This window comes from Tolypothrix campylonemoides VB511288_2, assembly GCF_045999855.1.
Classification (GTDB): Bacteria; Cyanobacteriota; Cyanobacteriia; order Cyanobacteriales; family Nostocaceae; genus Scytonema; species Scytonema bouteillei_A.
Genome location: NZ_JBFPMW010000004.1, coordinates 64375 through 77057, shown reverse-complemented (window position 1 = coordinate 77057; position 12683 = coordinate 64375). Strand labels below are relative to the sequence as shown.

At 40.4% G+C, this 12683-nt stretch carries 13 protein-coding genes; 6 read left to right on the top strand and 7 right to left on the bottom strand.

Features of this window, described 5'->3' with window-relative positions; all coding sequences use genetic code 11:
* Positions 1–311 precede the first annotated feature (311 nt).
* From AB0756_RS13150 to AB0756_RS13120, 7 genes are all read right to left on the bottom strand, one after another.
* On the bottom strand, positions 312–4301 hold the full coding sequence (locus AB0756_RS13150) for a HEAT repeat domain-containing protein (protein ID WP_050046251.1): 3990 nt from the start codon (positions 4299–4301) through the stop codon (positions 312–314).
* A gap of 3 nt (positions 4302–4304) precedes the next feature.
* A complete protein-coding gene (locus tag AB0756_RS13145) occupies positions 4305–4496 on the bottom strand; it encodes a hypothetical protein (protein WP_050046252.1) in 192 nt (63 codons plus the stop codon).
* Between the two features lies 1 nt (position 4497).
* Complete coding sequence (locus AB0756_RS13140) at positions 4498–4791, bottom strand: hypothetical protein (protein ID WP_038091545.1); 294 nt, start codon at positions 4789–4791, stop codon at positions 4498–4500.
* A 31-nt stretch (positions 4792–4822) separates the two neighbouring features.
* Positions 4823–5110: a type II toxin-antitoxin system TacA family antitoxin gene (locus tag AB0756_RS13135; RefSeq protein WP_038091543.1), complete on the bottom strand. Its 288-nt coding sequence runs from the start codon at positions 5108–5110 to the stop codon at positions 4823–4825.
* A gap of 159 nt (positions 5111–5269) precedes the next feature.
* Positions 5270–6676 carry a hypothetical protein gene (locus AB0756_RS13130; RefSeq protein WP_038091540.1) on the bottom strand — a complete coding sequence of 469 codons (1407 nt, stop codon included), beginning with the start codon at positions 6674–6676 and terminating at the stop codon, positions 5270–5272.
* Positions 6677–6845: 169 nt separating this feature from the next.
* On the bottom strand, positions 6846–7100 hold the full coding sequence (locus AB0756_RS13125) for a TIGR03643 family protein (RefSeq protein WP_038091538.1): 255 nt from the start codon (positions 7098–7100) through the stop codon (positions 6846–6848).
* A 172-nt stretch (positions 7101–7272) separates the two neighbouring features.
* A complete protein-coding gene (locus AB0756_RS13120; protein ID WP_050046253.1) occupies positions 7273–7491 on the bottom strand; it encodes a hypothetical protein in 219 nt (72 codons plus the stop codon).
* A 76-nt stretch (positions 7492–7567) separates the two neighbouring features.
* Between AB0756_RS13120 and ureE the strand changes: the two genes are divergently transcribed.
* From ureE to AB0756_RS13090, 6 genes are all read left to right on the top strand, one after another.
* Complete coding sequence (gene ureE / locus AB0756_RS13115) at positions 7568–8011, top strand: urease accessory protein UreE (protein WP_038091537.1); 444 nt, start codon at positions 7568–7570, stop codon at positions 8009–8011.
* Positions 8001–8678 carry an urease accessory protein UreF gene (locus tag AB0756_RS13110; RefSeq protein WP_038091534.1) on the top strand — a complete coding sequence of 226 codons (678 nt, stop codon included), beginning with the start codon at positions 8001–8003 and terminating at the stop codon, positions 8676–8678. Before ureE ends, AB0756_RS13110 begins: the two co-directional genes overlap by 11 nt.
* A gap of 45 nt (positions 8679–8723) precedes the next feature.
* Positions 8724–9320 (top strand): urease accessory protein UreG, encoded by a 597-nt coding sequence (ureG, locus tag AB0756_RS13105; RefSeq protein ID WP_038091525.1) that lies wholly within the window; start codon positions 8724–8726, stop codon positions 9318–9320.
* 341 nt (positions 9321–9661) lie between these two features.
* Positions 9662–10831: an acyltransferase family protein gene (locus AB0756_RS13100; RefSeq protein WP_038091512.1), complete on the top strand. Its 1170-nt coding sequence runs from the start codon at positions 9662–9664 to the stop codon at positions 10829–10831.
* 27 nt (positions 10832–10858) lie between these two features.
* On the top strand, positions 10859–11530 hold the full coding sequence (locus AB0756_RS13095; protein WP_038091510.1) for an AIM24 family protein: 672 nt from the start codon (positions 10859–10861) through the stop codon (positions 11528–11530).
* A 116-nt stretch (positions 11531–11646) separates the two neighbouring features.
* On the top strand, positions 11647–12615 hold the full coding sequence (locus AB0756_RS13090; RefSeq protein WP_038091508.1) for an acetamidase/formamidase family protein: 969 nt from the start codon (positions 11647–11649) through the stop codon (positions 12613–12615).
* Positions 12616–12683: the final 68 nt, after the last annotated feature.

The window sequence follows — 12683 nt, the reverse complement described above, 5'->3', positions numbered from 1 at the left end:
CCTTTTTAAGGGGGGCTAGGGGGGATCCAACGGTATGCTTTACAAATAGGGAGCACATTGCCCTCAGAATAGAATACTGGGTAGGTTTGCTGTGTTTGTACAGGCGCGATTTGCAATCGTCGGCGTTTTTTCACTCATTGGGATGCTCCCTACAAATATTCTGTCAGTCTTGACTCCTATCCTACCTGAAGATTACTTAATGAAATGAACCGCAAAGACGCAAAGTACACGAAGAAAGAGGAGAAGAACGTTAGTAATTTGATGGCGGAAAGGGAGTAGTTTTCTAATGTTCTTGGCGATATCCAAATCTTCTAACTTCTCACTCTTGAGACGGGTTTTACCTCAATAGGTAAAGACAAATAAGGATACTTTTTGTTAATTTTTAACATAATTTGTATAGCCTTTGCTTTATCTCCTATTGCCATGGTGCCTGAGTGCCGTGTCATAATTTCTGCTACTATTCTTGCTGCTTCTTCAGTTTTTTGTGCTTCTGATTCTAAAAAATGAAAAATTCTTTGCTTGGCTACTCGTCCGCGATTGACAGCTGATAATACAGTGATAAAGTAAGGGGTTAACTCGCGTAAGTGTTGGGGCTGATTGATTACATATTTTTCTAAAAAGTTTGTCACATATCTTTGCATATCGGCTGATGGATGTTCGCTGAATTTCAACAGATAGTCTTCCCTGTTAGCTGTTTGGAAGTTGCGAGTTAAGAGATCGCGTCCAAGTCTTCTCACATCTTCCCTCACACTATCGCATATAGAGACTAAAACCTGAGGTGTGAATTCACGAGCACTAAATTTTGTGGTAAAGATTTTGAAGGCAAATTCGCGTGAATCTTCCCATTTCGACTCTAACATCTTCACGGCTGCCAACATTTCTTCGGAATGAGAACGTACACGCTCTAATACTTGTGAAAACATCTGCAGGGCTGCTTTCCGCACCGAAACAATTTCGTGGTTGGCAAGTTTAACAATTTCGCAGGTAGAAAATTCCCTAGAGAAATCTTGGAAATTCGCTGTTAGCAATAACCCACCCAATTCTTGTATCACAGAAGACTTAGCGGCAAGTAGGTTTATGACTGTTTCTCGATTGATGCTTGTCATCCATCCATCTAATTCTTCTTTCAGCAAATGCACAATATAACTGTAAACACCTTCATGCTTTTCAGGCGCAAGCAAGGCTTTGATAAAATCAGATGCAATCTGAAGGTTTACAGTTGGGTTATCGGTTGCTAAATGCCGAACTTTGTGAAAGTAGCGAGCGATTAAATCTTTTCCTAATGTTCTAGCATCTTTGTTTGTGCTATCGCAAATACAAACTAAAGCTTTTGGTGTCAAATCTTCTACCTTTAACTCTTGCGTAAATATTCTGAAAGCAAAGTCCCAAGAGTCTACCCGTTCTGCATCTAGCAAACGGACTGCTGTTAACATTTCTTGTGAGTGCGATAAGCCGGGTACGGCGGCGCTACCATGCGATGCTGCAAAGGAGCCGCTTCGCGATCTCACTCGCTCTAGGATTTGTAAAAACATTTGCCGTGCAGCAACTCGCACTGATAAAATATCGTGATTCGCCAGTGAGACTATTTCACTAGTGGTAAATTCTGACGTCCAGGCTTGAGAATTTGCACTTAGCAATAAACCACCTAATTCCTGTCCAGCTAAAGATTGCGATTGCAGTAGCTTCAACGCGGTTTGCTTGTTAACACCAGCCATCCACTCTGCTAAATTTTCCCATAGCAACCGCACTAAATAACTCAGCCAGCCTTCGTGCTTTCTGGAAGTTAGCAAAATTTCTACAAACTCAGATAGTATTTGAGTGGCAAAAGCTGAATTATCCAAGCTCAAACGACGGATTTCTGGAATATAGCGAGTTAATAAATCTCGTCCCAATTTTCTAGCGTCTTCGTCTTTGCGATCGCAAATGCTAGCCAAAATCTTGGGAGTAAATTCCTCCAAATGGAACTTTGCTGTCAATACTTTATGAGCAAATTCCCGTGAATCAGACCATTGTGAATCTAACAAATCCACATATGCTAACATCTCTTGAGAACTTCTACGGTTACGCTCTAAGTTCTGTAAAAACATCTGTTGCGCTGCTTCTCGAATAGAATAAACTTGGTGATTCGCTAATATAAGAATTTCATCGGTAGTTAATTCGCTTGTCCAGATTTGGTAATTTGCTCCTAACATCAAACCACCTATTTCTTGTGCAGCAGAAGAATTGGCTGTTAGTAATCGAACAGCAGTTTCTTTATAGAGATCGGTCATCCACTCCTGCAAATCTTCCTGCAACACAGTGACTAAATAGCAGTGAACACCTTCATGATTTTCTGGATTCAATAGAATTTCAATAAAGTCCAATGCAAGCTGAAGGTTGAATTCTGGATACGCTTTTACCAAACGGCGAATAATGGGTTTGATTGCATTGCGGATTTCTAGAATAGGACTAACTGCAATCTGTAAAATTAAGTGTCTTTCTTGGGAAATTAGTTTTGTGTTATGTAATTCACCATATCTCTGAATAGCAATCAGTTGTACTAAGTCGTAAAGAGATGAAAGTTGTGGGGTAAGATTATTTTTATGATTTTGTATAACAATGAGAGCGCCTAATTCTTGAATTTCTAAAGTTGGATGTGCTAGTAAGCCCAGAATAACATTCAACTCTAATTGCAGTAACTGAGGTGTAAAATTAACAACTAAAGTATCTGCTATATCTTTTGCTAAATCGGGTTCAGTTTCTGGAAGTGATAACAATTCTGCAAGCAAACGTTCAAATAATAGCTTAGCCGTTGTCTCACTAAGAATATAAGAGCTAATAAATTTACAGGTAACAGACCGAATTTGAGTATCTGGACTGGTGGCTAAAGTGGCAATTAAACCACTATTCTTTAAAAAGATTTGGTGTCTCTCATCAGTGACCCACTGATATTTTTCCTCAGAAACAACTTGAAGAAAACGATTGGCAAGTATGAGAGTTAAATCTCGGTCAGGTGAAGTCGGATTGTAAGAACGCAAAGCAAGTTCAAACCCAAATCCTGCTGTTGTTTCGTAAGGTTTATTGACAAGTTGAACAATTGTATTAATATCAAGGCGATCGCAGAAGCTTTGATGTACGCGCAGTGCTTTAACAGCAAAATAATGAACGGGAAGACACTCGCTTTCTAAGAGTAGCTGTAGCAGTGCTTCTGGATTTTGCTCCCAAAGTTCGGGAAACGCTTCTTCCCGCATTTTTGGTTCGATCTCTCCAGATTCATAACTTTTCCGACGACACCACCCATTGGAATAGTAAATATAGCGCTGACTGTTGGTGTAAAGGATGTGGTTGAATGTGAGGTAGTCGGCATATCTGTCCCAAAAGCGATTGACTGTTCGGGTGTATTTATCCCATTTGTCGAACTTTGAGCGCCTGAGCGGTGGTTCATCTGCATCAGAATACTGAATTAGAATAGCTGTTGCCATTTTTGTATAGTCGCGATCGCCCTGTTCGCCCAATTTTTTCAGTGTACGCCACACCCGTCGCCGCAAATATTCTTGGGTTTGGTTGCTATATGCCAAAATTGGCTCTGGATGCTGAAGTTCTTCTGTGTAAACTCGTTTCCCAGAACTATGATATTTACCCGTGACTTCATTCCATAGTAGATCTGTCAGATCGTTATTAAACTGACCTATTTCTCGTTCAAATCTGTAAGCAAGAATTGCAAAAACTTCAGCATCCCGACGGTATTCTGCAATTTTGAAGATATGGCGCAGGGGTCGGAAGTAGTTGGGTTGGAAAGGCGCAGTACGTAAAATCTGAAGTATTGCGGGACGCAGAAATTTATTATCTATCTGGTAAATTTTATCAAGAAATGCAAAAAGATAACTCGGACGTGCTGCTGCAAATTCCTCAAAGGCTTCTACCGAAGTACTGCTGGCTAAATTTCTTAATTCTGGTGGTAAAAGCTCAATCTGTGTTGTCTGTAAAGCGGCTTGAGTTTCTGCATCGGAAAGTTTGAGCAATGCTTCAAAGGCTATACGCTGTACAAATTCTGGCGTTGATGGGTTTTGATACAAATCTGTGAGGCGTGGAACTGCATCATTATCCCCACACCAACCTAATGCCCAAGCAATACAGTAATCTCTCAGAGGCTCACCAGTATAAATAAGTTTTATTAACAAAGGTGTGGCTTCACGAATTTTGAGTTCTCCAGCACGCCAAATTGCCCTTTCTAAGTTCCATTTGCTCGGCTTGTTGTTAGCAAGGCGATGGAGAATTGCTTGCTTGCGTGCATCTTCATTGGTAACAAATTTCTTCTTCACAGGTTAGTCTCTTAGAGAGTACTCTCCATTGTCTTCTGCTTTTATCAGAGTTACCAGATGTACATGGCTTTGTTCGGCTGATTCCAACCAAGCAGCTTTAGCGATCGTGACTTCATATAAAGCTTCATCTGATGTAGCACCCCAAGCAGAACAAATATAACTAAAAATATTTGTATCCAATAAATAATCCACCATTTTATTTTCTTTCTACCGCTTCATCAAAAATTTTTATTTGCTCTGGAGTTAAATCATTTAGAGTACCTGAAACAGCTTCTAGAGTTAATAACTTCTTAATTCTACTTGTTAATTCCTCCTCTGAAATCGTCCGAAAATCTTCAGGTGATAATTCACCAAAAAGGTTGACTAAATCTGTAATTCTTTCCTGCTTTTTCAAGCGTACCGTATAAAAACTGCTACCTTGAAATAACTTTTCTACAATTGGCGAAATGCGGTTGGTAAGTTCTTGATTATAGTTAGATACTTCTTGCATAACATCGATCAATTCTCTATGTAAGGGTTATTCAAAGATTTTCATCAAAAACGCTAGGTTCTGTAAGTAAACGACGCAAACGGGGTTTGTCCTGTGGGGGACGCTCAAGAGCAGCTTGAAAAGCTTGCCATTGCTCATCATTGAGTACAAAAAGGTGGCGATTCGCTAATGTTTCTGATGCTGCAATCAAACCATGCTCTAGCAAGAACTCGCTCACATTTTTGTGAGATGCTGTTGCTGATTGTTGCAATAACTTTTTCACTGCTGGGCTTGTGCGTATATCTATCCGCTCAGATTTTGATTCAGAGAAGCTTTGCATACTCTGAGTGTGTTTGTGTAAATGGTTTATATAGAGTTGATTATGCACACATTGTCCTGACAAAGCAATCTAGTGGTCGGTTTCATGAGTTTTGATAAGTAAGAGTGCTCAGATATCCTACTTCCTTCAAGAAGCTGAGTATCTTGCAAGCCTTCACAATTAACGAAAATCGCTTTCTTGTGGTTCCAAATCATACCAGCCATACCAATGACGAACTGCAAGCCAAATTGCTGAAAGAAACCCAGCAAGACTGAGGGTGAGACCGCTATAGGGTACTAACAACCCAAAGATGGGAAAAATAGCACCGGAAATTGTGCAGATAATAGCAGCTAGGGAAGCATTACGGTTTGACCCCAAACCCCAAGTTAAAAATAGCAAAATGAGTGCAATGAAAGTCCAAGCAACTGGGGGGCTCATGAGGCGGCTGAGATAGGTCAAAGTTAGCAAACAAGCAAAGAAAATTCCACCTGCAATTGCGGCGTTTCTTAAACTTATTGGTAGCGATAAATATAGCAATAATATCCACCAGAGAAATATTGCTGGCGCTAATAAAAGCAAGCGGGGAAGGACACCTGTATCGCGAATGGGATTGGTGTTGGTAAAAACTCCAAATGGGTTTCTCACAGAAACGTTATCGTCAAAACTCCATGTAAATTTGGTGCTTCGTCCATCAGTTTCCATCTGACTTGGTACGATCCCACTGGCAAAATCGGCTCCAGCAAAGTTTGCGATCGCACTCAAGCGAAAGTTAGAAAGCAACTGTCCGTTGGAGTTATAAACCCAACGCGGTGCTCCTTGAGCTTTGTAGGTGACTCTCAGACTTGTTTCTTGACCGGGCTGTAGTTGGATCGGAAAGCTATAATTGTCTGTATTTGTCTGTTGCAAGCGAGTTCCATCACGTTCGACTTTATAGCTTTGCAACAAGGAATAACCAACGGGCGGTTGTGCTTCAAAGAAAAAATTATTAATATCTTTAAGAGAATTAACTATTTTATAGTCAGCAATATAATCGACTTTATAAATTGCACGGCGAGCTTGAACGTCTGCGCTTTGATCGATCTTGACTTGAATTTGCGAACCACTTAAGGTAAGGAAACGGTTGACTTTTTGCTTATCGTTGACTTTGATTATTTTGCCATTAACTTGAGTCGTGTACGTATACGGTTCTTCACTGATATAACGCACTTGCGGTGCCATTTGTTCTAGTCTTTCACCTGCAACACTTTCAGCTACTTGGGCGACTTTTGCCTGTTCCCAATGATGGTATCGATTGCCTAAAGTAGAACAGAGAAAAAATCCTCCTACAATCAGTATTAATATCAGGGTTAGATGTTGCAATCCTTTCAGGAGTTGGGAGTAACTAACAGCCCATTCTCCAATTAAAATGGCTTGTTGCTCTTGGTTTCGCCGCAGGGCAAAACTTAATAGGGCAAGTGCAATTCCTAGAGCGATCGCTAGAAATACTAGTAATAGCGAAGCTTTGAGGAGATGATTTCCGAATTGAATCAGTTCGGTAGGATGCGTTAAGTCAGGCAATCCTGGGATGCCTTTGGCAGATTCAAACATGGGCGAGTGCTTGAGTAGAGTATAGAAGAAGACTCAAGATATATCTCAAAAGTTTCTGGCTGTTGTAATTTTTTAAACCGCATCCTCAGTGCAAAGGAACGCAGATGAAAATTAGCCACCACTCGCTGATGTCGAATCGTTTTTAATTGATTTCAATCTTCTGATGTAATTATGTTTTTTGATTGTCTGATTTAAACCGACCGGCAACAAACTCTCGCTTTTGCGCGTGCTTGGTTTTTCGTCCGGTCACTCGTTCACGCCACATCCGAAAACTAGATGCTTTCATTTCACGGCGCATTAAAGCAATAACTTCTTTTTCTTGCAGTCCAAATTGTTCTTCTATTGCGTCAAATGGTGTTCTGTCTTCCCACGCCATTTCAATAATGCGATCGATTGTGTCGGAATTGAGTTCGGGTAATTTCATAAACAACTGTGAAGAGGGATTAGGGGTTAGGGAAGAACCGAATGTTTGTTGTATTTTGGTACGAGCAGTTTATGATGCTTGTCTGAATTATAGATTACAAAGGACACAATTGGAAATTATAGACTTCCAAGCGTGCCCTTGAGCTTTGTTTGGTAAATGAGGAAAAATATTCTTAGTGAAGGAAGCCGTAATAATACGCTGTTGCAAAAAGGAGAAGGGCTAACACTCCTAAGGAGATGTTGAGCGAAAGCTCTATAGGAAGGCTTTTTTCACGGTCGTTCTGTCCGTGGTCTTGAACGGTGGATATACTAGCGGGTCTTGGATCGTAATAGGGTGGTGCTGGACGATCTGGAGTGGGATTTTGGTGAGTTTGACGATCTTCAGTTCTCATAGCGCTCTTCATGGATGTTCATCATCCAATTTACTTGTGCTGTCGTAAACTTCATCTAGCGAAAGAATTATGCCGCATGTATACTTTTACCCAGCGCCAACAACCAAATCCAGATACAGTCGTGACTCTAACTCTGGCTTTAACTGCAGAGGAACGGACTCGCAGCCGTCACCGCTTTGAAACGGAGGACGGACAAACAGTCTTTGTTCGTTTACCGAGAGGGATGGTGTTGCGAGACGGAGATATTTTGCGAGATGAAACCAGTGAGAGTTTGGTGAGAATTGCTGCCAAACCAGAACCTGTTTTGACTGTGACTGCCCGCACGCTGTTAGACTTACTTAGAGCAGCTTACCATTTGGGCAACCGTCATGTACCTGTAGAGATAGCAACTACTTATCTACGGTTGTCTCCCGATCCAGTTTTACGCACTATGCTCGAACAACTTGGGCTAGAAATCCAAGAAGAAATCACTTCATTTCAACCTGAATTTGGGGCTTACGGACACCATCATGCTCGCTGAAAATCATCTTTTGTGTCTTTTACAATTGGCTAGCCCGACTTTGCCAGTGGGTGCTTACAGCTATTCTGAGGGGCTGGAAACGTTGGTAGAGAATGGCACTATTCAGGATCGCGCTACCTTGCAACATTGGTTGGAGTCAGAACTGCGTTATGGGGCTATTCGCTTAGAAGGTGCTGTGATGGTACGGGCTTACAGGTCTGTGAAAACAGGCGATTTAAAGGAGTTATCCTATTGGAATAGCTGGTTATCTGCGGCTCGTGAAACTGAGGAGCTTCGGGCTTCTAGCTGGCAAATGGGGCGATCGCTCATCCGACTTCTGGTACAATTGGTACCCCGAATTGCGCCGATTGCAAATGCTGTTGGTAATCCTTGCAATTACGCTGTTGCTTTTGGGATTGCGGCTGCATATTGGAACATTGACGTACAAGCAACACTGTTAGCTTATTTACAGAGTTGGACAAGCAATCTCATCACTGCTGGTGTAAAACTCATTCCTTTAGGACAAACAGCAGGACAGCAAACCTTGCTCTGTTTACAAGAATTACTTGTTGTTGCAGCAGGGGATATTGTGAAGTTGGAAGATGATAATCTTGGCTGTTGTAGTTGGGGCTTGTCTTTAGCAAGCATGGCTCACGAATCTCAGTATACAAGGTTGTTTAGAAGTTAGTGGTTAGTGGTATTTTTAGCTAATAACCACTAACTATCAACAACAATGAGCGCCTTTCGAGTCGGTGTTGCGGGACCTGTGGGGTCGGGAAAAACAGCTTTAGTTGATGCTTTGTGTAAGGCAATGCGGGATCGCTATCAAATTGCGGTGGTAACTAATGACATTTATACTCAAGAAGATGCTCAGTTTTTGGTTCGTTCTCAAGCTTTGGCGAGCGATCGCATTTTAGGGGTAGAAACGGGAGGGTGTCCTCACACCGCTATTCGAGAAGATGCTTCCATGAATTTGGCTGCGATCGAACAGTTGGAGATGCAGTTTTTGAACTTAGATTTGGTGTTTTTGGAAAGTGGCGGAGATAATTTGGCAGCTACCTTCAGCCCAGAATTGGTAGATTTAACGATTTACGTCATAGATGTTGCGGCTGGTGATAAAATTCCCCGTAAAGGTGGTCCTGGAATTACCAAATCCGATCTGTTGGTTATAAATAAAATTGATTTAGCTCCCTATGTTGGTGCAGATTTAAGCGTCATGGAAAGGGATGCTCAAAAAATGCGTGGCAACAAACCTTTTATTTTTACGAATTTGAAAACTAAAGAAGGGCTTGCAGAAGTTATTCAATTTGTCTCTGGAAATATGTGTTAAATAAATATTAATTTGTTTGGAATTTTTGACAGAGCCTAATAATTTCTAATAGCAATCCTATTTGAGATCTAAATAAGGGCGACAAGAAGTATTTGTAACTCCTGCACGGGCTGCTACATGAGTCAGTGAATATCATAATAACCTAAAAACAGTTAAACTACAAGCCTGAAAAGTACTGTATAAAATATCGGTTTAAGAAAACTTTATTGTTTTTTTTGATTTCTTTATGTAATTTTTTTAAAAAGTTTTCTAATGTACTTAAGTAAGTAATCTATCAACTGACTGCTAATTTCATAGAAAGTCAGATATTAAGAAAATTCTAATATTTTTTGGAGTTTTAAATGCAGGTATCGTTATCGGGTAAAGAGACCGAACAAAGGTTACATCTTCATTACTTAGACGGCTTGCGCGGACTAGCTGCCTTGTACGTCATGTTGCTTCACATACATAGATATATGGGACAAGACCTTCCAGTCTTGTTACTAGCATTGGGAAAAGTTTTGCGATATGGACATTTTGCTGTCGTAGTTTTCATTGTTCTTTCAGGCTACGTTTTAATGCTACCAGTAGTCCGTTCGCATAGTGGTTACTTGTCAGGAGGTTTGCTGAAATATCTTCAGAAGCGATCGCGAAGAATTTTACCACCTTACTATGTAACCCTTGCATTTAGCTTGCTGTTGGGAATTTTAATAGTACAGTTAGATAAGTTTTCGATTTTTCCATGGCATGAATCTGTTACTTATGGAGAGTTTCATCCCAACTTTTCTTTTAATGATGTATTGACTCATCTCCTACTCATTCATAATTTCAGTCGAAGTACACTTGGTTCTATTAATGCACCCATGTGGAGCGTTGCTGTTGAGTGGCAGATATATTTTTTATTTCCTCTATTATTGGTACCTATTTGGAGGCGTTTCAATTTATTCTCAGTCATTGCTTTTGCTTACTTCATTGGCTTAGTCCCATTCTATCTTGTGAAAGGATTTGATGCAGCGCACTCTTGGTTTTTAGGCTTATTTGCTCTAGGAATGGTAGCTGTAGATATTGGATTTTCTCAGAAACCTCAGTTAATTAAAATAAGAAAATCTTTACCTTGGAATTGGTTGGCAATAATATTTACTATTTTTGCCTTCATAACAGAGTGGCAAAAACTGGGATTGGATGAATGGATTGGCGATAGCTTCTGTGCGTTAGCAACTGCTTGTTTGCTGATTTACTGCACTCATTGCATTACGTTAGGAAACAAGAAGCGACCCATCGTTTTACGACTTCTTGAAACTCGCTGGCTAGTTGTACTCGGAGGTTTTTCCTACAGTCTCTACCTCACTCATGGAGTCACAGTCACAATAGTAGGCAATATTTTGCTGAATCTTCAATTATCCCCAGTTAGCTTTTTCACTATATTTTATTTAGTAGCTGTACCACTATCAGTACTAATAGCGTACTGTTTCTATTTAGCATTTGAGCGACCGTTCATGTCTAATTTTTTGAAGAAAAATGTTAGTACTTAGTAGTTAGTATCTCCGAACGGGAAAACAATGGCAACTTTTGAAGTTATAGAGAAGGAAGGCTTGCGGCTAGTCAAGGCTATTTTACAAAACGAAACAGTTCGGACGGAATCTGGCGCTTTGTACTATATGCGGGGTCAGATTACCATGCAGTCTAAAACACCTTCAGCAGGTGGTTTTCTGAAATCTTTAGCAACGGGCGAAAATATTTTTCGCCCTACTTATACAGGAACTGGAGAGTTATATTTGGAGCCTTCTTTATCTGGATTCCATATTATGCAATTGGACGGTACAGAGTGGATTTTGGATAGTGGAGCTTATTGGGCAAGTGATGGTAATGTAGAAGTCGGTGTTGAGCGCAATAAACTTCTATCTGGTTTGATTGGCGGTGAAGGCTTGTTTCAAACAAAAGTCAAAGGTAGGGGTCAAGTGGTTATGATGGCGCAAGGACCTGTAGAGGTGGTTCAATTGAAAAATGACCGTCTGGTGGTGGATGGTAATTTTGCGATCGCCCGCACAAATACGTTAAATTATCGTGTTGAGAAAGCGACCAGATCTCTTTTAGGTTCGATGACTTCTGGTGAGTTTTTGGTCAATACTTTTGAGGGAACGGGTACTATACTACTTGCTCCTGTACCTTACTGGCAAGTGAAATTGCTTCGTGAGATTACAGCAGCAATTCCTAAAACTTCAAGTTCATAATAAGCAAACCTAATTTAGTAACAAAAGGAATTAAAAATTAATATTTAATAACAACACTATATATTATTTCCAATTCAATTTTTAATTCCTTTGTTGAGTACAATACACGCACTACCATGGCTCACCACATTCTTCAAGCCACCAAGGAAACCGTACATTTAGGTGGATTCTCTCATCTTTTGCAACCAGTTCTAACAATTGATTCTGGTGATACGATTGACATAGAAACTTATTCTGGTTATTACGTTTGCGACAAAGCACCACCAGCATTTCTGACGCCAGCCTTCCTTGACATTTGTCAAAATCTTTCACAAGAACGCAAAATTGCAGCAGGACCTCATTTACTAACGGGACCAATATATGTACGAGATGCAGAACCTGGGGATGTGCTGGAAGTCAAGTTAGAAGCAATTACACCAAGTTTACCCGTAGGCTTTAATGCTATTCGTCCGGGTTGGGGGGCTTTACCACAACTCTTCCATCAATCTGCTTTAAGATTCATATCTCTTGACCTAGAGAACAAGATTGCAGAGTATCCTCTTGGTAGCGGTATTAAAATTCCCCTCAAACCCTTTTTTGGAATCCTCGGTGTCGCCACAACAGATTCATCTCGAAGTTCGGTTCCTCCTAGTTCCTATGGTGGTAACATCGATAATCGAGAACTCCAAACGGGTTCTAGATTGTTTTTACCCATTTTTGTTCCCGGTGCTTTATTTTCTATTGGGGATGGTCATTCAGCACAAGGTGATGGTGAAGTTAATGTTACGGCTATTGAAACTTCGATGAATGGGACTGTTCAATTAAACCTTTACAAAAATTTACAACTTACAACACCAATTGCTGAAACTCCCACAGATATTATTACGATGGGATTTGGTCCTACATTAGATGAAGCATTAGAACTGGCTTTAAAAAATATGATTCATTTCTTGCAATGCTTTGTAAATTTGACACCTGAAGATGCTTATGTCTTATGTAGTTTAGCTGTGAGTTTTCGGATTACTCAAGTAGTCAATCATCCACAAAAAGGTGTTCATGGAATGCTCCCTAAGTCAATTTTACCTAAAGATTTTTCGTTTCTTTAATCTGTTAGAGGATGTTTTAAAAGTAGTGGCTGAGGTATCCAAAACTTTAGATCCCCCCTAGCCCCCCT